Origin of the sequence: Bacillus sp. AFS029533, assembly GCF_002585125.1 — a bacterium.
Lineage (GTDB): Bacteria > Bacillota > Bacilli > Bacillales > Bacillaceae_G > Gottfriedia > Gottfriedia luciferensis_B.
On the sequence record NZ_NUQC01000004.1, the window covers coordinates 214,540 to 233,704 of the forward strand.

Here is a 19,165-nt window from a genome sequence, read left to right on the forward strand (position 1 = left end):
TTTTATTTATGGGGAACATGAAGAAAATGGTGTTTGTTAACATAATTACTTTAATCATATTAGTTGCTGGTGGATTTGCTGGTTATTACTATTATGATCAATCAACAAATTATATCAAAACTGATAATGCAAAAATAGATGGGCAACAAATTGTTATTTCATCTCCTGCTGCTGGTAAGCTTGAGTCATGGTCAGGTACTTTCGGAAAAACATTTTCACCAAATGAATCAATCGGGAAAGTTTTAACTGCGCCTCAAACTGCTGGAGATACTGCACATGAAGTATCAGTTTCAGTACCAACAAATGCTACGATTGTTCAAGCAAATGCAATTAAAGATCAATTGGTTGGAACAGGTTCAACTCTTGGTTATGCATATAACTTAGATAACCTTTGGGTTACTGCAAATATTAAAGAAACTGAAGTAGAAGATGTGAAAAAAGGTCAAGTGGTTGATGTGTATGTTGACGCATATCCAGATACTACTTTAACAGGTACTGTTGAATTTGTTGGATTAACAACTGCAAATACATTTAGTTTATTACCTTCTGGAAACTCTAATGCAAACTATACGAAAGTTGAGCAGGTTGTACCTGTAAGAATTGCTTTAGATCATAATAAGTCATTTGAAATTGTTCCAGGAATGAATGCTTCTGTTCGTATCCATAAGTAAGGAGGAATTTCTATGTCTACAGGAATGATCATAGCATATGGAGGGTTTTGCTTAATTGTTTTCTTTATTATTAATCGAATCGTATTAAGAAATAAAGAAAATGACCTAAAAATAGATAAAAGAGAAGAAATGGTCCAATCGGAAGAACCGAATAAAATAGAAAAAACTGAAGAAATTCAAAAGAAATCAATCCCATCTGAGTCAAGTGAAAAACAGAGCTTTAGCATGGGAAAAGTTTTGACAGTACTATTACTAGGAATGTTCGTGTCTATTTTAAATCAGACATTAATAAATGTTGCTTTACCGAAGTTAATGGCAGATTTTAATGTTACGACTTCGACCGCACAATGGTTATCTACTGGTTTTATGTTAGTGAATGGTATTTTAATTCCGGTCAGTGCTTACTTAGTTGATACATTCACTTATCGAAAATTATTTATCTTTTCGATGATTGCTTTTACGATTGGTTCAATTATTTGTGCTTTATCAGGTAACTTCCCAATTATGATGGTAGGTCGTGTTGTCCAAGCTGTCGGAGCGGGTATTTTAATGCCACTTGGTATGAATATCTTTATGACGATTTTCCCACCTGAAAAACGTGGAGCAGCAATGGGATTAATGGGGATTGCAATGATTCTTGCGCCAGCTATTGGTCCTACAATAACTGGTTATGTAGTTCAAGATTATTCTTGGCATTTCTTATTTTATGGGATGGCTGTGTTAGGTGTCATTTCAATTATTTTGTCTAATGCTTGGTTTCATATTTCACGTAAACGTTCATTCCCAACTTTGGATATTTGGGGAGTAATAAGTTCGTCACTTGGATTCGGAAGTTTATTATATGGATTCAGTGAAGCCGGTAATAAAGGTTGGGGTAGTACTGAAGTAGTTCTTTCTTTAGTAATTGCATGTATCAGTTTAGGTTTATTTGTGTGGAGAGAATTAACTGCTAAACAACCGTTAATAAATTTAAAAGTATTTAAATCTTTTTCGTTTACTTACACATTATTAATTAACTTAATCGTTACAACAGCATTATATGGAGGGATGATTTTACTACCTCTTTATTTACAAAATATTCGTGGGTTTACACCAATTAGAGCAGGATTATTATTACTTCCTGGTTCATTGATAATGGGTGCGCTCGGACCACTTACGGGTAAATTGTTTGATAAATATGGTATCCGTCCTTTAGCTATTTTTGGTCTACTTATTATGACTTTTACAACTTATGAGTTCACTAAGTTGTCTATTGATACACCATATTTAAAAATTATGTTTTTCTATACTTTACGTTCATTCGGTATGTCATTTATTATGATGCCAATTATGACGGCTGGTTTAAATAAATTGCCAGTTAAGATGATTTCTCACGGTACTGCAACTCAAAATACACTACGACAAGTTGCAGGTTCGGTCGGTACAGCGGTCCTCGTTACAATTATGACGACTCAAACGACAAATCATTTGGCTGACTTTTCAAATGAAGTAACTTCAACGAATTCTTTCATTATGGATTGGGTTCATCAAACAGGCGCACAGTTATCCGCTGCAGCTGGAGTAACTCCTTCCCAAGGTGGAGCTTTGGCAGTTACAACACTTTATAGTCAGGCGTCTAAATTAGCATCTATCAATGGGATCAATGATGCATTTATTTTTGCAACTGTATTATCAGGTATAGCATTGGTGCTTTCATTCTTTATGGGAAGTACAAAGAGCAGAAAGATTGCACAACCTAAATCTAAATCTAAAAATCAAAATAAACAGCAATCTTCAGAAACGATTGCATCTTAAAAAAGAGCCAGTTCATGTATTGAACTGGTTTTTTTTTCGACAATTATCACTATATTTTAACTTGTGGGAATTGTGAATAACTTCCTGTGGATTTGTGGATAACTCTTATACTGATATATAATTTTAGTAACTGGTAATGACAATTGAAAGATTAGAAATTTATTAGAACGACATACATATAAGATAAATAAAGAATAATGGAATTTATTTTCCAACTATATCATTCAATTTTCAGATTAATGGCAATAAATATCGACACGTTTTTGTCACATTTGTTATAATGGATACGATTACAAAACTGAATAGTAAAAATTAATGAAAAATACATTATATTTATAATAAGTATATAATGTAGAGCTCTGTAGTTAGAGGAGGGACAAGTTTCGTGAATGCTTATTTAAATAATTATGTGATCGTAGTTGTGTTTCTAGTTATAGGAATTGCACTTCCAGTTGTCGCACTCTCGGTTATAGGTAAAATTTTAAGACCAAATGTACCAACTGAAGCAAAAGCAACGACCTACGAAAGTGGTATTGAACCATTTCATGATGCGAAGGTTCGTTTCCACGCTGGATATTACATTTTTGCACTATTATTCGTTATTTTTGATGTTGAAACTGTTTTCTTATATCCGTGGGCGGTTGCATATGATCAATTAGGGCTTTTTGCTTTTGTAGAGATGATTATTTTTATTCTTATGCTATTACTTGGACTTATTTATGCTTGGAAGAAGAAGGTGTTGAAATGGTTATGAAGTTAGATGGGATTTCTGTTGCTGAAATGGAAGAACTCCAAAAGAATATTTTTTTCACGACTTTGGAAGAAGTGAAGGCATGGGCAAGAAGTAACTCGTTGTGGCCATTAACATTCGGGTTAGCTTGTTGTGCAATTGAAATGATGGGTGTAGGTTCATCTCATTATGACTTAGACCGATTTGGATCATTTTTCCGTACTTCTCCTCGTCAATCTGACTGTATGATTGTTTCTGGAACTGTTACGAAAAAGATGGCGCCAATTGTTAAACGCTTATACGATCAAATGCCTGAACCAAAATGGGTAATTGCGATGGGCTCATGTGCAACTGCTGGTGGACCATATGTTAACTCGTATGCAGTTGTTAAAGGAGTGGACCAGATTGTTCCTGTGGACGTGTATATCCCTGGATGCCCTCCGAATCCAGCAGCTTTAATTTATGGTATTAACAAATTGAAAGAGAAGATTCGTTACGAAGCTAAAACTGGAAAGCAGGTGACGAATAAGTGAGTGAAGATAAGTCAAAAGAACAGTTAAAGAAAGAAGCAGCTGAGAGGGCTAAAGAAGCGGCTCGACGAAAAATGGAACAGTTGAAGGCAGAAAAGGAAGCTGCAAAAAATACTGAAGTTCAAAAAGAAGAAGTACCTGTAGTTGAGGAGCCTACTGTTGAAAATGAAGTTAAACAAGAGGAACCAGCTTCAGAAGATGAAAAAGCGAAAGCACTTGCACTAGCGAAAGCAAAAGCAGTGGCAGCGGCGAAGGCAAAGGCGGCAGCAATCGCAAAACAAAAAGCAGCAGAAGCAAGCGAACAGACTGAAGCAGAAGAGTCAGAGGAGACTTCTGATGATGATAAGGCAAAGGCTTTAGCAGCGGCGAAGGCAAAAGCAGTAGCAGCAGCAAAAGCAAAGGCAGCAGCAATTGCGAAACAAAAAGCAGCGGAATCAGGCGAACAGGCTCCAGCAGAAGAGCAAGAGGCGGCTTCTGATGAAGATAAGGCAAAGGCCTTAGCAGCGGCGAAGGCAAAAGCAGTAGCGGCAGCAAAAGCAAAGGCAGCGGCATTAGCAAAGCAAAAAGCAACAGAAGGTGGAGAAGGTCCAACAGAAGGTGCAGATGATGAAAAAGCGAAAGCAATTGCAGCAGCAAAGGCAAAAGCAGTAGCGGCAGCAAAAGCAAAGGCAGCGGCATTGGCAAAACAAAAAGCAGCGGGTGGAGAAGACACTGCTGGTTCAGACGATGAAGCGGCAAAAGCAAAAGCGAAGGCGATTGCAATTGCGAAGGCAAAAGCAGCAGCAGCGGCAAAGGCAAAAGGTAAAACAGACGGTGGTAAAGAGGCTCCAGTTGAAGAAGTAAAACCTTCTCATAATCAATCTTTGTTAGATGAAGTAAAGGCACTGATTGAAAAAGAGTTTGGAGCGGATGTTATTGAGGAAGCAATTATTAATACGCTTTCTAAACATGATCCAACTTTTACAATTAAAAGGGATGCTTATTTTAAAGTAGCACAGTTCTTAAAGAATAATGAACAGCTACAATTTACTTATTTATCTGGATTACACGGAACTGATTTTGTTGAGTACATGGAAGTTTACTCTTACATATATTCATATAAACGTAAACATGGAATCGCTTTAAAAGTAAGAGCAGACCGTGAACAACCTAATGTTGATAGTATTACTCCAATATGGGAAGGTGCAAACTGGCCAGAGCGTGAGACTTACGACTTACTTGGTATTCAGTTTGAAGGACATCCAAAGTTGGAGCGTATATTGCTGCCAGATAATTGGGTTGGCTATCCACTAAGAAAAGATTACGTTCAATTTGACGAGGGGGTGTAGGATAAGCCATGATTCGTACGGAAGAAATGCTATTAAATGTCGGACCTCAGCATCCAAGTACACACGGTGTATTTCGTCTTGTGTTAAAGATTGATGGAGAGATCATTAAAGAAGCGACACCTGTCATCGGTTATCTACACCGTGGTACAGAGAAAATCGCTGAAAATCTTCAATATACACAGATTATTCCATATACAGACCGTATGGATTATCTATCAGCAATGACAAATAACTATGTTATCTGTCACGCTGTTGAAACAATGATGGATATTAAAGTTCCAGATCGCGCAGAGTATCTACGCGTTATTTCAATGGAATTAGGGCGCGTTGCTAGTCACTTAGTTTGGTGGGGTACAAACCTTCTAGATATTGGGGCAGTGAGTCCATTCCTTTATGCTTTCCGAGAGCGTGAAATGATTATCAATCTATTAAACGAACTTTGTGGAGCGAGATTGACTTTTAACTACATGCGTGTTGGTGGGGTTAAGTGGGATGCTCCTGAAGGTTGGATTGAAAAAGTAAAAGAATTTATTCCATATATGAGAGAGCAATTAAAAGGATATCACGATTTAGTTTCCGGTAATGAAATCTTTATTAATCGTGTAAAAGGTATTGGTGCATATTCACAAGAAGATGCAATTAATTTTTCATTAAGTGGTGCAAATCTTCGTTGTACTGGTGTTAAATATGATCTACGAAAAGATGCTCCATATTCTATTTACGATCGCTTTGATTTCGATGTCCCAGTGGGAACAGTTGGCGATGCATGGGATCGATATATGTGCAGAATGCTAGAAATTGAAGAGTCATTAAAGATTTTAGAACAAGCTGTTGAACAATTCCCTGCTGAAGGTGATATTTTAGCAAAAGTTCCTAAAATCATCAAAGCCCCAAAAGGTGAAGGATACGTTAGAATTGAGTCACCGCGTGGAGAAATTGGTTGCTATATTGCAAGTGATGGAAAAAAAGAGCCGTATCGTTTGAAGTTTAGACGACCATCTTTTTATAACCTGCAAATTCTTCCAAAGTTATTAAAAGGTGAAAACATCGCAAACTTAATTACTATTTTAGGTGGTATTGATATTGTACTTGGGGAGGTAGACGGATAATGATAGAAAATCTTCTACAAAGTACACCGTCTTGGATAAATTTTCTCATCTATTTAGGTTTAGGCGTTATTTTTCTATTTGTAGTTTTAGGTTTCGTAACATTTGGAATCCTATCAGAACGTAAAGTAATGGGTTTCATGCAAGGGCGTATTGGACCTAACCAAGTTGGTGGACGTTATGGTTTACTTCAAACTGTTGCTGACGTATTAAAACTACTTTTAAAAGAAGATACAATTCCGAAAGCGGCAGACAAACCATTATTTATACTTGCACCGATCATCGCATTTGCACCAGCGTTTATGGTATTAGCAACTCTACCTTTCACAGAGAACTTACAGTTTGCTGATATAGGTGTTGGATTACTTTACTATATTGCTGTTTCAGGATTAACAACAGTTGGTGTTGTTACAGCGGGTTGGGCTTCAAATAACAAATACTCACTTATTGGTGGTATGCGTGCAGCAGCACAAATGATTTCATATGAAATTCCGTTAGTAATGAGCGTATTAGGTGTTATTTTATTAACTGGAAGCTTGAATTTAAATGATATTGTTAATGCACAAGAGAATGTATGGTTCATTGTAACTCAGCCGATTGCTTTTATCGTTTTCTTAATTGCAGCTGTAGCTGAATTAAACCGTACACCTTTTGACTTACCAGAGGCTGAGTCAGAGCTTGTAGCAGGTTATCATACAGAGTTTTCAGGATTCCGTTGGGCATTCTTTATGCTTTCAGAGTATGTTTACTTTTTTGCAATGTGTTCGTTAATTACGATTCTATTTTTAGGCGGATGGAAACCAATTGCGGGTCTAGACTTTATTCCTGGAGCTGTATGGTTCTCTTTAAAGTTTAGTGTAATTTTATATTTATTAATTTGGTTCCGTGTAACGTTCCCACGTTTACGTGCTGACCAATTAATGGAGTTCGGTTGGAAGGTATTATTACCAGTTTCATTAGCTAATATTTTAATAACTGCATTAGTAAAAAGCTTGTTCTTCTAAACAAATAGACCAATCTAAAGGGGTGTGAGTCATGATTGGGTTAGTAAAAGGTTTAAAATATACTCTTCAAAATTTAACGCGCGAGAAAGTGACGTATGATTATCCAAATCAGCCGATTCCGTTACCAGATCGTTTTCGTGGAATTCAAAAGTTTTATCCAGAAAAATGTATTGTTTGTAATCAATGTTCAGCAATTTGTCCAACAGACTGTATTACATTAACTGGAAAAAAACATCCTGATCCTACGAAAAAAGGAAAAATTATCGACACATACGATATAAATTTCGAAATTTGCATTCTATGTGATTTATGTACAGAAGTTTGTCCAACAGAAGCGATTATTATGACAAATAACTTTGAACTTGCTGAATATTCACGTGATGAATTGTTTAAAGACCTTCAATGGCTTGATGAAAACGATCAAAACATTCGAAAGGAGAATAAAGCATGAGTGGTTTTGTAGTTGCTTTCTTTCTTCTTTCTTTATCAGCCATTTTAGGTGGCGTAATGATGTTAAACTCAACGAAAGTTATGCATATGATGCTTTCACTTGTATTAACATTCATTAGTATCGCTGGGATTTATGTCCTTCTATCAGCTGAATTTGTAGCTGTTGTTCAAATTCTTATTTATTCAGGTGCAGTAACAATCTTAATGATTTTTGGAATCATGTTAACGAAACATGATATTGAAAGTGAAAAACCAAAAAGAAATTGGAGAAATATTGCGGCATTAATCGGTATTGTTGCATTTGGAGTCGTTATGTTTTTAGGTGTAAATGGACTTTCAATCGACTCATCAGATGTTGATTTAGCAACAAATAATACGAAAAATATTGGATTGCAGTTATTTACAAATCATATCGTGCCATTTGAAGTAATGTCTGTTTTATTACTAATTGCTTTAGTAGGTGCGATCATTTTAGCAAAATCAGATGATTCAAAAGAGGAGGGTACGAAGGAATGAGTTCAGTTCCAATTAATGCTTATCTTCTTTTAGCGCTAATATTATTTTGTATCGGATTATATGGTGCATTAACAAAACGAAATACAGTAATCGTGTTAATTTGTATTGAGTTAATGTTAAATGCCGCAAATATTAATTTAGTAGCATTTAGTAAGCTTGGTGTAGCACCGTCGTTAACAGGGCAAATTTTTTCATTATTTACGATTTCAGTTGCAGCGGCTGAAGCTGCAGTGGGCGTGGCAATTCTAATTGCATGGTATCGTCATCGTCAGACAGTCAATATCGATGAAGCTGATTCATTGAAAAGATAAATAGGAGGTGGAATTTGATGATGCAGTATGCTTGGCTTGTTCCGGTACTTCCGCTAATTTCCTTTATAATCCTAATATTAGCTGGTACAAAAGGAAAGAAAGGTAGTGGGATTTTAGGAGCAACTTTAACAGGAATCTCATTCATCATCTCCTTGTTCGTCTTATTTGACCGTCTACAAGGGGATACAGTGCAGAAACTATACACTTGGTTAACAATTGGAAATATCGATATTCACGTTGGATATGTAGTAAATGCACTAAATTCGTTAATGTTAGTAATCGTTACGTTTGTTAGTACATTAGTACATATTTATTCAACAGCATATATGGAAGATGATGACCGAATTACAGTGTTCTTCGCATACTTAGGCTTATTTACATTTGCGATGTTAGCACTTGTCATTTCACCTAGCATTCTACAACTTTATGTATTCTGGGAGTTAGTAGGTTTAGGTTCATTTTTACTTGTTGGTTTCTACTTTTATAAAGAGGAAGCAAAAGCAGCGGCTAAAAAGGCGTTCATTATGACTAGAATAGGGGACGTTGGTTTATTTATCGGGATGGTACTTTTATTTTGGAAAACAAAGAGCTTTGATTTCGATCAAATTTTCAATGTAATCCAAGGTGGACAAGTGAGTACTGGTATGTTAACACTTATTGCGATCTTGATTTTCGTAGGGGCAATGGGTAAATCAGGTCAGTTCCCGCTTCATACATGGCTTCCTGATGCGATGGAAGGTCCAACACCTGTTTCTGCATTAATTCACGCAGCAACAATGGTAGCAGCCGGTGTTTACTTAGTAGCAACAACTTATCCAATCTTTATTGCTAGTGGTACAGCTTTAACGGTAGTTGCAATTGTCGGAGGATTTACTGCGATTTTTGCAGCGAGTATTGGTCTTGTGCAAAGAGATATTAAGCGAGTACTAGCATACTCTACAGTCAGTCAATTAGGCTATATGATGCTTGCATTAGGTGTAGGTGGTTATACAGCAAGTATTTTCCACTTAACAACTCATGCGTTTTTTAAAGCATTGTTATTCTTAGCTGCAGGTAGTGTTATTCATGCCGTACACACTCAAGACATCTTTAAAATGGGTGGATTACGTCAGAAAATGAAATGGACATCTACACTATTCTTAATTGGTACATTAGCTATTACAGGTGTACCGTTATTATCTGGTTTCTTTAGTAAGGATGAGATTTTAGCTGCAACTTGGGAAAATGGAAATTACGTTTTATTCGTAGTAGCTTTAATTGCGGCATTCTTTACTTCTTTCTATATGTTCCGATTATTTTTCTTAGTATTTACTGGAGAAGAGAAGACAAAAGGTGCGCACGAGTCACCAATGTCAATGGTCCTTCCAATGTCACTATTAGGGATCCTTGCAATATTCGCAGGTTATATTAATACACCTTTCTTTGGTCGTCACTTAAATGAGTTTTTATTAGATGGAGCACCATTTACAATTGCAGAGCATAGTCATGAACCGGTTTGGATTATGATCGTAGCAACGCTTGTTTCTTTATCTGGTATTACGCTTGCTTACAATATGTATGGAAGAAAAGTGCAGCAAACTAAACATGAAGAAAATGGATTATTCTATGAAATTCTTCTTAATAAATATTATATTGACGAATTATATAACGGTTCAATCGTAAAAGGAATGTTTGCAATTGGACATGTAATGTTTGCTATTGAGCGTTTTGTAATTGAAGGGCTTGCAGTTCTAGTAAAAGGAATTGTAAGTAGTGTCGGTGGAATTGGTTCAAGGCTTCAAAGTGGTCAAGTTCAAACTTATGGATTTATCACATTACTTGGTCTTGCCCTAATTTTATTAGCAATCGTCGTGACAGGGGGGTACAACTTATGATGTCTCATTTCTTATTATGGGTTGTTTTCTCACCTTTATTGGGATTATTACTAGTTTCTTTTGCTCCAAAGAATTCTTATAAGCTTTGGGCATTATTGACTTCGGTTTTATCATTTGCAGTTACTATACTAGCTTATGTAGCAGGTCAAAACCATTCTAGTTTAAAAGATTGGAATATTTCATATGATTGGTTTTCATTTGGAAAGTTTTTCGCTGGATCAACTAGATTGTTTCAAGTTAAGTTTGAGCTTGGAGTAGACGGTCTATCATTAGTGATGATTTTACTTACTGGTATTATCTCCTTAATCGCTGTAATAGCAGGTTACTCTATTAATAAAGGCTCAAAAGGCTTCTATCAACTTCTATTTATTTTACAAGTAGGTATGTTTGGGGTATTTGCAGCTCAGAACTTAGTGTTATTCTTCTTATTCTTTGAATTAACACTAATTCCAATGTTCTTCTTAATTGGCAAGTGGGGCCGATTTGATAGTGAACGTGCTGGATACCAATTCTTAATTTATAACGGATTAGGATCAGCTTTCTTGTTATTTGTTATTGCTGTCCTATTTGCTCGCACAGGTACAACAAATTATGAAGTTTTAGCTAATATCATTCCAATGGGACAACAAACAATTAGTCCAATTTCAGAGCATTTAAAAATGGTTCTACTAATTTGTTTATTAATTGCATTTGCAATCAAACTACCATTATTCCCGTTCCATCGATGGATGGTGAATGTTCATACTCAAGCAAATCCTGCTGTAGTAATCATTCACGCTGGTATCCTATTAAAAATTGGAACTTACGGTTTAATTCGTTTTGCTTTAGGGATATTCCCAGAGCAATTTGAAAAAATGTCGACGGCTCTTGCGATTATTGGTGTAATTAATTTACTTTACGGGGCTTATATTGCTTTAATCCAAAAGGAATTACGTTCTGTATTGGCCTATTCAAGTTTCTCACACATGGGGATTGTTATTATTGGATTAGCAGCAATGAATAGCGCTGGAATTCAAGGAGCAATTTTACAATCTGTATCTCACGGTTTAATTGCAGCACTTCTATTTTTAATAGTTGGCATGATAGAAAACCGAGGTGATACTACTAGTTTTGACCGTATTTCTGGTCTTTCAAAATCAACTCCAAGACTTGCCGGCTTATTACTTTTTGGCGGTATGGCATCGCTAGGATTACCAGGTCTATCAGGGTTCGTAGGAGAATGGCTATCTTTTGTTGGTCTTTTCCAATCTCATAAAGCAATTGCAACTGTAGGTACGTTAGGAATCATCTTAACTGCAGCTTATATTTTAAGAGCAATTTTACAATTAAGCTTCGGTAAAAGTAGTGAATTTATTTCATCATTCACTGATTTGTCAAAACGTGAAGCAATCGCTTCAGTTATTTTAGTATTTGCGATTGTTCTGCTTGGTGTATACCCAGCTTTCGTAAACGATATGATTGTTTCATCAGTGGATTTTATCATTCAAGGGATTAGAGGTGTATAGAAGATGACATGGAAAGCATTATCTGAATTTCAATGGGGAACAATGGGTCCTGAGATTATTCTAGTAGCTGCTGCGCTTCTTCTATTAATCCTTGAACTCTTACTACCTAAAAATGCGAGTCGTAAAATAGTCGGTTGGGTTGGTTTACTAAGCGTTGTTGGATCACTAGTATGGTTAATTACGCTTTATTCACATAAACCAATCAGTCTATTAGCGGGATCGTTTAAATTTGATTCATTTGGGCTTCTCTTTAAAACGATTTTATTAATAGGAGCAATCTTAGTTTTATTACTTGCTCTTGGAGATAAATCGATTGCAGAGCGCTCAGAATACTACACATTGTTTATTACAGCGTTAATTGGAGCAATGTATATGGCTTCAAGTAGTGATTTAATCACATTATTTGTTGGATTAGAGCTACTTTCGATTTCATCTTATATTCTAGTTGGCATTCAAAAGAGAAGAGAAGGCTCCTCTGAGGCTGCACTTAAGTATGTAATTAACGGCGGTATTTCAACTGCAATAACATTATTCGGACTAAGCTATACTTATGGCTTAACAGGTACAACAAATATTACTGAAATGAATTTGGCACTTCAACAAGGAATTCCGAGCAGTAATGGATTTCTAATGATCTTAGCATTTGTGCTAGTATTTGTTGGATTATCATTTAAACTTGCGTCTGTTCCGTTCCATATGTGGGCTCCAGATGTATATGAAGGTGCTCCAACCCCTGTAACAGCATTTTTAGCAACAGTTTCAAAAACAGGTGGGTTTATTATCGTACTTCGCATCTTCTTAGCAATTTTCACGGGTGCATTATTGATGAAGGAACAAAAATCTGTTTTTGAAGTAATGCAACCAGTTGTTGCTACATTGGCTGCGTTATCGATGATTATTGGTAATACAATTGCTTTAAAACAAAACAGTCTAAAGCGTATACTTGCTTACTCAGGTATTGCACACGGTGGTTATGTTCTAGTTGCATTTGTAAGTATTTCGCCATTCATGTTTGAGGGAATCTGGTTCTATTTATTAGCTTATACATTCATGACAATCGGTATTTTAACAATTGTCTACAATGTACAACAACAAAGGGGATCTGACTCTTTATCATCATTTGCAGGGTTAATTAAAACGAATCCATTTTTAGCGATTACAATGACAATATTTGTGTTATCGCTAGCAGGTATTCCATTAACTGCAGGGTTTATAGGGAAGTTAAATATTTTCTTGGGGGCTTTCGTGCAAGTTAAAGGATATTATGTATTAGGTGGAATTCTACTTTTAACTACAGTAGTATCTTATTTTTACTATTTTGGCATCCTTCAAAATATTTTCTTTAGAAGTGGTGAAGAACGTAAAATTGTACTTCCTAAGACACATCTATTCGTTGTATTGGTTTGTGCTGTTTTAACAATTGTATTGGGGATTAAACCATCATTAGCATTAGATGTATTTCATAAGCTAGACATTGTGAAAGACTTCTTTATGGCGTAAAATATATTTAAATTAAAAGTGTAGGTTGATTCCTACACTTTTTAATTTGTAGAAAAAGTATAAAATTAGTTTTTCAGACTGTTTGAAATTGCTTGTACTAAAAAAACATAAGCTAAAAATGCAACTAGGCAATCTGAAAGTTTTTCTATAAAAATCGAGCGAAAAGAGGACGAAAAATTGGAAGCTTTAGTTGGGACAGAAGCGTTATTAGCAATAATTGTCCATTTATTTTTCATTATTTTAACTTGGTGGGCTTTAACCGCAATTAAGTGGGAGAGTATTATGAAAAAAGGTCATGTCGCCCAAATTCGACTTTTTATGGTGCTATTGACGATTACAATTTCCTCTGCTGTAAGTAGTTTTTTCTTAGACTATCTTCAATATACAAAAAACATTACATATTTATTGAAATAATTTGTCAAAAAGTATGTTACGATGTATCGTATAAACCCCTCTCTACCTGTGAAAAATGGAAGTAAGAGAGGGGATTATTTATGAAAAAGACTATGTACTTATTTTTAATTACTATTACTTTTGCTTCTGTACTATTTTTTAATTGGGGTAAGATCGGTATGGCTGACACTGGTGTAGGCCAATTGAACCGTTTTGCAGACGTATTAAATAAAAAAGACATTTCGGTTACAAGTTGGAATTTATACGCAAGAGAAGCTAAAATGAATACTTCGGTGTCCAAAATAATCAGTAAATATAAAAATGATTTTAAAAATTTTAAGTGGACGAAAACTGACAATGGTAATAAAATAATTGGTACGTTTAACCATAAATTGGTCACAGAAAGAATCGTTGTTACATCTACTGGCAATAACAGCAGCTATGTAATTTATGAACTTAGTGGGACTAAATGGGACCAGCATGCTGAAAAAGAAACAAATAAACTGATCAAGAACTCATTGGAAAATATTTTTAGTAAAGAACCTACTTTTTTTACTTGTATAAAGGGGACAATGGGTGGTAAACTTGAAGGTGTTTTGCAGGGTATAAAAAATGATTTTTTGGGGACTTTTAAAGCAACAAAAATTGAAGAAATAAAAGAAGGGGCATTCGTCTCTGTTTCAGCATATACTGAACAGTGGAATGACGCTCTGGTTGCAAATGGCAAAAAAATTAATTTACAAATTGCAATACGTGAAAACAATGTTGATAAATCAACGACAATTATTATTGGCACACCGATTATAACAGTAGAATATTGATAGATCTATTTTAGGACACGGAGGGGAAAAGTTTGGATAAAATCATTGTCCGTGGCGGGAAACAGCTTCAAGGCACAGTTCGTGTAGAGGGTGCAAAAAATGCTGTCTTACCAGTTCTTGCTGCAGCGCTACTAGCTAGTGAAGGAAAAAATATAATTCATGACGTACCAACTCTATCTGACGTTTACACGATTAACGAAGTTCTTCGTAATTTAAATACAGAGGTTGGGTTCAAAAATAATACAGTAACAGTTGATGCTTCAAAGGATTTACATGTTGAAGCACCATTTGAATATGTTCGTAAAATGCGAGCATCTATTCTTGTAATGGGACCACTTTTAGCAAGAAATGGTCATGCACGTGTAGCGTTACCAGGTGGATGTGCGATTGGATCTAGACCAATTGAACAGCACTTAAAAGGATTTGAAGCGATGGGAGCTCAAATTACGGTTGGTAATGGTTTTGTAGAAGCAAAATCAAACGGTCGTTTAAAAGGAGCTAAAATCTATTTAGATTTCCCAAGCGTAGGTGCAACAGAAAATATTATGTCTGCAGCAGCACTTGCAGAAGGAACAACAATTCTTGAAAATGCTGCAAAAGAACCTGAAATTGTTGACTTAGCAAATTTCATTAATGCAATGGGTGGTAAAGTTCGTGGTGCTGGAACAGGCACTATTCGAATTGAAGGTGTACCAACATTATTTGGTACAACTCATCACATTATTCCAGACCGTATTGAAGCTGGAACATTTATGGTAGCAGCAGCAATTACGAATGGAAACGTACTAATTGAAAATGCGGTTCCAGAACATTTAAGCTCAGTTGTAGCGAAAATGCGTGAAATGGGAGTAACAATTATCGAAGAGGAAGAAGGTCTTCGTGTAATTGGTACAGACAATTTAAAACCTGTAGACATCAAAACAATGCCTCATCCAGGCTTCCCAACAGATATGCAATCACAAATGATGGCACTTCTATTAAAAGCTAATGGAACAGGCATGATTACTGAAACAGTATTCGAAAATCGTTTTATGCATGTGGAAGAATTCCGACGCATGAATGCAAATATTAAAATTGAAGGTCGATCAACTATTATTCATGGACCAAATGATCTTCAAGGAGCAGAAGTAGCTGCTACGGATTTACGTGCTGCTGCATCACTTATCCTTGCTGGTCTTGTTGTAGATGGATATACTCGTGTTACTGAATTAAAACATTTAGATCGTGGTTATGTAAATTTCCATGAAAAGCTTGCTGCACTTGGAGCGGACATTGAACGTGTAAACGAACCAAGCACAGCTGTAGAGGAAGAAACACTAAAAGATTTACAAGCGTAAACTAAAAACTAATTCAAATGCCTGGCACTTTGTGTTACCCCACATAGAGTCGGGCATTTTTGCATTTTCATGCAACTTTCTACTATCAGTTATAGACAGAAACCTTATAAAATATTCTAAAAATAAAAAAAAATAATACATTTTGTTAAAAGAATCTAATTTGGAATCAATCTATTATTTGTTCTAAATGCTTGTCCATATACATAAATTATCTTTAGAAAGGGAATTAGTTGGAAATTGTCATTTAAAGTTGTTTTGAAATGGATAGGAGGAAAATATGAAGTCATTTAAAACATTAATCACTGCAGGATTAACTACTTGCTCAGTCGTTATTATTATCCCTACATTGCTTGTTCTACCATTTCATAGCCATACAGATGGTAGATTGGTTGATCAGCTACAGAAAAAAGCAAACCAAGTCGCAGCAGCGAACAAAAATGACAATCTAAGTATTGAAGTTTTTAGAACAAAAACACAAAAAGTTGAAAAACTACCACTCGAGGAATACGTATTAGGAGTAGTAGCATCAGAAATGCCAGCAAAATTTGAAACAGAAGCACTAAAAGCACAAAGTTTAAGTGCAAGAACATTTATCATCAAACGATTGAAAGAAGGAAAACCGCTTGATGAGGGTGGAATTGTTGATGATTCAGTTAACTTTCAAGTCTTTCAGGATCGTGATGACCTGAAGAAAAGATATGGCGCTGAATACGATAAAAATATAGCTAAAATTGAAAAAGCTGTCAAAGCCACTGAAGGACAAATACTAACTTACAATGGACAACCTATAACTGCTTCATTCTTCTCCACAAGCAATGGATACACAGAAAACTCCGAAGAATATTGGAAAAATAGTGTACCATATTTGAAAAGCGTACCGAGTCCTTGGGATTCTGTTGCTCCAGACTATATATCAAAAAAATCATTTACAATAAGTGATTTTGAAAAGAAACTTAATGTAAAAATTAATAAGTCAGACATAGGGAAAGTCACTTCGAGAACAAAAGGTAAACGTGTAGAACAAGTGGCGTTTGGTAAAAAAACTCTTTCAGGGAAAGAAATTAGAGAAAAACTAGACCTACGTTCAACAGATTTTTCTTGGGAGCGTTCAGGTAATGAAATCATCATTACAACAAAAGGTTTTGGCCATGGAGTAGGTATGAGTCAATACGGAGCAAATGAGCTTGCTAAACAAGGAAAAACATACGCTGAGATCGTTAAGTATTATTATAAGGGTATCAACATAAAGAAGCTTAGTAAGAAGGATTATGATCAACTGGAGAAGCTTTAAGTACGGTACATTAAGACAGACCTAATTTAGGTCTTTTTTTTTGTATAACCGCTACTATTGGTATTATATGAAAAGAAGAAAATAACTTAAAAACACTCTAAATTGAACTAATATTCGTCCATTTAGAGTGTTTTTTGGTTAAATAAAGTATTTACCTTTGGAAATTAAGAAGTTAATAGCAGAAATACTAGTGTTATTTGCAACATGCAGGTTCAATTTCAGTTCCTTACGATACAGAAGATTACACTACATTTCCACTTCTTTTCTTATCTCTTACTGCTTTTGAGCATATTTATAATAAAAATACCCAACAAATGGACGTACCTTTATGTTTTTTACATTTGATTTTTGCAAGTATACATAGCCAGCTTGGTAAACTGGAGCAATCGCAGCATCATCTAGTAAAAGATCTTCAGCATTATGAAGGAGCTGAGTACGTTCTTTTTCGTTTTGTAAGCTGATTGTATTTGCTTTTTGAATAAATCCATCATATTGAGAGTTTTTATAATTTAATACATTTAAAGCCGATTTAGAGGTAAATAGCTCTAAATATGTCGTTGGATCTGGATAATCAGCACCCCATGTATCTAGAGAGAGATCATAGTTTCCTTGCTGACGCAATTCGAATTTTTGTTGTGCAGGCTGTACGACAATATTAACTGTTAGACCTTTTAAATTTGTTTCTAATTGTGATTTTAAATATTCACCGATTTTACGCGATGTATTGTTATCACTTACAAGTAATGAAATTGTAGCTTTTGATTTACCACTTTCAGATAAAGCTTCTTTAAAGAGTGATTTAGCCTCCTCTAAACTTACTGTAGAAGGATGAGACGTTGAGCTAACAAAGTCGACGCCTTTAGAGTTTTTTACTAAACCTTTAGGAATAATTCGATCAGTAGGAATAGAACCATCGTTTAATAGCGTTGTACTAATGTCCTCTTTATTAAAGCCATTTGCGATTGCCTTACGCACTTTTAGATTTGCTAAAAATGGATTTTTTTGATTAAAGCTAATGTAAGAGATAATTGGCATTGCTAATTTGTTTAATTCTTTATTACCTTTATAACGATCGATAACATTAGAATCAATAATCGCTTGGTCAAGTTCACCAGTTTCATAGAGATTAACTGCAGTTGTTGTTTCTTTCATGATTTTAACGTCAATTTTATTTACATGGACATTCTTTTTATCATAGTATTGTGGATTTTTTGTCATTGTGAATCCAGCTTCATGATCCCATTTACTTACAACGTAAGGACCGTTATATAAAGTTGTATTTGCTTCTAAACCATATTTGCTACCTTGCTCCTTAACGAATTTTTCATTTAACGGGAAGAACATCGGTAAACTAGTCAGTTGAATGAAATATGGAATAGGGCGTTCAAGTTTAATTTGTAATGTTTTATCGTCTAGTGCAGTTACCCCGAGTTTATCCACAGATAACTTTCCTTGGTTAATTTCTTTTGCATTTTCAATATCATATAAATCGTATGCAAACTGAGCTTTAGTATTTGGATCAACAGCTCGTTTCATTGCAAAAACAAAATCTTTTGCCGTTACTGGGTCTCCATTTGAATATTTAGCATCTCTTAAAGTAAATGTATAGACTTTACCATCCGTACTAACTTTATGTGATAATGCAGCAGCGGGAACGTAATCTCCTTTTTCATTTGGCATATAAAGACCTTCCATTACGCTATTAAGTGCGTTCAATGATGGTCCATCTAAAGCTAATGAACTATCAAGACTTACAATATCTGAAGTATCCATTAAATGTAGCGTGTGATCATTTGAATTCGAAGTTGCCTGATTTGATTCTTGTCCACAGCCCGCTAGTGCCAATGTGAGTAATAAAGTAATTGATATGAAAGTTTTCTTAGTAAATATCATTTTATTTTTTCTCTCCTTATTTTTGGGTACAAAAAAAGAGTCCCCGCCTTATAGAAAGGACGAGGACTCCCGTGGTGCCACCTTAATTAGCCTAAAACGATTAGACTCACT

Annotated in this window: 18 protein-coding genes and 1 other annotated feature (1 of these 19 cut by a window edge); of the genes, 17 read left to right on the forward strand and 1 reads right to left on the reverse strand. The window is 35.3% G+C overall.

Annotation, left to right across the window (positions count from 1 at the left end; all coding sequences use genetic code 11):
- Positions 1–26 precede the first annotated feature (26 nt).
- From COE53_RS02630 to spoIID, 17 genes are all read left to right on the forward strand, one after another.
- Positions 27–671: an HlyD family secretion protein gene (locus tag COE53_RS02630; RefSeq protein ID WP_483295418.1), complete on the forward strand. Its 645-nt coding sequence runs from the start codon at positions 27–29 to the stop codon at positions 669–671.
- Positions 672–683: 12 nt separating this feature from the next.
- Positions 684–2,465 (forward strand): DHA2 family efflux MFS transporter permease subunit, encoded by a 1,782-nt coding sequence (locus COE53_RS02635; RefSeq protein WP_098947396.1) that lies wholly within the window; start codon positions 684–686, stop codon positions 2,463–2,465.
- 385 nt (positions 2,466–2,850) lie between these two features.
- The gene (locus COE53_RS02640; RefSeq protein WP_056469320.1) at positions 2,851–3,219 is read left to right on the forward strand and encodes an NADH-quinone oxidoreductase subunit A; all 369 of its coding nucleotides are present in this window, start codon (positions 2,851–2,853) and stop codon (positions 3,217–3,219) included.
- A complete protein-coding gene (locus COE53_RS02645) occupies positions 3,210–3,728 on the forward strand; it encodes a NuoB/complex I 20 kDa subunit family protein (protein WP_056469321.1) in 519 nt (172 codons plus the stop codon). Before COE53_RS02640 ends, COE53_RS02645 begins: the two co-directional genes overlap by 10 nt.
- Complete coding sequence (locus COE53_RS02650) at positions 3,725–5,053, forward strand: NADH-quinone oxidoreductase subunit C (protein ID WP_098947398.1); 1,329 nt, start codon at positions 3,725–3,727, stop codon at positions 5,051–5,053. Before COE53_RS02645 ends, COE53_RS02650 begins: the two co-directional genes overlap by 4 nt.
- Before the next feature lie 8 nt (positions 5,054–5,061).
- Positions 5,062–6,162: an NADH-quinone oxidoreductase subunit D gene (locus COE53_RS02655; RefSeq protein ID WP_025568980.1), complete on the forward strand. Its 1,101-nt coding sequence runs from the start codon at positions 5,062–5,064 to the stop codon at positions 6,160–6,162.
- On the forward strand, positions 6,162–7,163 hold the full coding sequence (gene nuoH, locus COE53_RS02660; protein WP_097974912.1) for an NADH-quinone oxidoreductase subunit NuoH: 1,002 nt from the start codon (positions 6,162–6,164) through the stop codon (positions 7,161–7,163). Before COE53_RS02655 ends, nuoH begins: the two co-directional genes overlap by 1 nt.
- 31 nt (positions 7,164–7,194) lie before the next feature.
- Positions 7,195–7,614 carry an NADH-quinone oxidoreductase subunit NuoI gene (gene nuoI, locus COE53_RS02665; RefSeq protein ID WP_025568978.1) on the forward strand — a complete coding sequence of 140 codons (420 nt, stop codon included), beginning with the start codon at positions 7,195–7,197 and terminating at the stop codon, positions 7,612–7,614.
- A complete protein-coding gene (locus COE53_RS02670; RefSeq protein ID WP_098947400.1) occupies positions 7,611–8,129 on the forward strand; it encodes an NADH-quinone oxidoreductase subunit J in 519 nt (172 codons plus the stop codon). The genes nuoI and COE53_RS02670 overlap by 4 nt, the downstream gene beginning before the upstream one ends.
- Positions 8,126–8,440 carry an NADH-quinone oxidoreductase subunit NuoK gene (gene nuoK, locus COE53_RS02675; protein ID WP_025568976.1) on the forward strand — a complete coding sequence of 105 codons (315 nt, stop codon included), beginning with the start codon at positions 8,126–8,128 and terminating at the stop codon, positions 8,438–8,440. Before COE53_RS02670 ends, nuoK begins: the two co-directional genes overlap by 4 nt.
- A gap of 17 nt (positions 8,441–8,457) precedes the next feature.
- Positions 8,458–10,314, forward strand: coding sequence for an NADH-quinone oxidoreductase subunit L (gene nuoL / locus COE53_RS02680; protein ID WP_098947402.1), 1,857 nt, complete (start codon positions 8,458–8,460; stop codon positions 10,312–10,314).
- On the forward strand, positions 10,311–11,819 hold the full coding sequence (locus tag COE53_RS02685; RefSeq protein ID WP_098947404.1) for a complex I subunit 4 family protein: 1,509 nt from the start codon (positions 10,311–10,313) through the stop codon (positions 11,817–11,819). Before nuoL ends, COE53_RS02685 begins: the two co-directional genes overlap by 4 nt.
- Positions 11,820–11,822: 3 nt before the next feature.
- Positions 11,823–13,319: an NADH-quinone oxidoreductase subunit NuoN gene (gene nuoN / locus COE53_RS02690; protein WP_025568973.1), complete on the forward strand. Its 1,497-nt coding sequence runs from the start codon at positions 11,823–11,825 to the stop codon at positions 13,317–13,319.
- Positions 13,320–13,496: 177 nt separating this feature from the next.
- Positions 13,497–13,733: a DUF1146 family protein gene (locus COE53_RS02695; protein ID WP_025568971.1), complete on the forward strand. Its 237-nt coding sequence runs from the start codon at positions 13,497–13,499 to the stop codon at positions 13,731–13,733.
- A gap of 80 nt (positions 13,734–13,813) precedes the next feature.
- The gene (locus COE53_RS02700; protein WP_098947406.1) at positions 13,814–14,533 is read left to right on the forward strand and encodes a YwmB family TATA-box binding protein; all 720 of its coding nucleotides are present in this window, start codon (positions 13,814–13,816) and stop codon (positions 14,531–14,533) included.
- A 32-nt stretch (positions 14,534–14,565) separates the two neighbouring features.
- Positions 14,566–15,870 carry a UDP-N-acetylglucosamine 1-carboxyvinyltransferase gene (gene murA / locus COE53_RS02705; protein WP_025568969.1) on the forward strand — a complete coding sequence of 435 codons (1,305 nt, stop codon included), beginning with the start codon at positions 14,566–14,568 and terminating at the stop codon, positions 15,868–15,870.
- A gap of 277 nt (positions 15,871–16,147) precedes the next feature.
- On the forward strand, positions 16,148–17,161 hold the full coding sequence (gene spoIID, locus COE53_RS02710; RefSeq protein WP_069033746.1) for a stage II sporulation protein D: 1,014 nt from the start codon (positions 16,148–16,150) through the stop codon (positions 17,159–17,161).
- Between the two features lie 273 nt (positions 17,162–17,434).
- Here spoIID and COE53_RS02715 read toward each other — a convergent pair whose 3' ends face one another.
- The gene (locus tag COE53_RS02715) at positions 17,435–19,054 is read right to left on the reverse strand and encodes a peptide ABC transporter substrate-binding protein (RefSeq protein WP_069033747.1); all 1,620 of its coding nucleotides are present in this window, start codon (positions 19,052–19,054) and stop codon (positions 17,435–17,437) included.
- Positions 19,055–19,106: 52 nt separating this feature from the next.
- Positions 19,107–19,165, reverse strand: a binding site (T-box leader); it runs 238 nt beyond the window's last position.

Excerpts from the sequence above, each read along its gene's own strand:
- nuoN (WP_025568973.1), top strand. The coding sequence starts at position 11,823 with ATGACATGGAAAGCATTATCTGAATTTCAATGGGGAACAATGGGTCCT.
- COE53_RS02670 (WP_098947400.1), top strand. The coding sequence starts at position 7,611 with ATGAGTGGTTTTGTAGTTGCTTTCTTTCTTCTTTCTTTATCAGCCATT.
- nuoI (WP_025568978.1), top strand. The coding sequence starts at position 7,195 with ATGATTGGGTTAGTAAAAGGTTTAAAATATACTCTTCAAAATTTAACG.
- COE53_RS02700 (WP_098947406.1), top strand. The coding sequence starts at position 13,814 with ATGAAAAAGACTATGTACTTATTTTTAATTACTATTACTTTTGCTTCT.
- nuoL (WP_098947402.1), top strand. The coding sequence starts at position 8,458 with ATGATGCAGTATGCTTGGCTTGTTCCGGTACTTCCGCTAATTTCCTTT.
- COE53_RS02655 (WP_025568980.1), top strand. The coding sequence starts at position 5,062 with ATGATTCGTACGGAAGAAATGCTATTAAATGTCGGACCTCAGCATCCA.
- nuoK (WP_025568976.1), top strand. The coding sequence starts at position 8,126 with ATGAGTTCAGTTCCAATTAATGCTTATCTTCTTTTAGCGCTAATATTA.
- spoIID (WP_069033746.1), top strand. The coding sequence starts at position 16,148 with ATGAAGTCATTTAAAACATTAATCACTGCAGGATTAACTACTTGCTCA.
- COE53_RS02630 (WP_483295418.1), top strand. The coding sequence starts at position 27 with ATGGTGTTTGTTAACATAATTACTTTAATCATATTAGTTGCTGGTGGA.
- nuoH (WP_097974912.1), top strand. The coding sequence starts at position 6,162 with ATGATAGAAAATCTTCTACAAAGTACACCGTCTTGGATAAATTTTCTC.
- COE53_RS02685 (WP_098947404.1), top strand. The coding sequence starts at position 10,311 with ATGATGTCTCATTTCTTATTATGGGTTGTTTTCTCACCTTTATTGGGA.
- COE53_RS02715 (WP_069033747.1), bottom strand. The coding sequence starts at position 19,054 with ATGATATTTACTAAGAAAACTTTCATATCAATTACTTTATTACTCACA.
- COE53_RS02635 (WP_098947396.1), top strand. The coding sequence starts at position 684 with ATGTCTACAGGAATGATCATAGCATATGGAGGGTTTTGCTTAATTGTT.
- COE53_RS02645 (WP_056469321.1), top strand. The coding sequence starts at position 3,210 with ATGGTTATGAAGTTAGATGGGATTTCTGTTGCTGAAATGGAAGAACTC.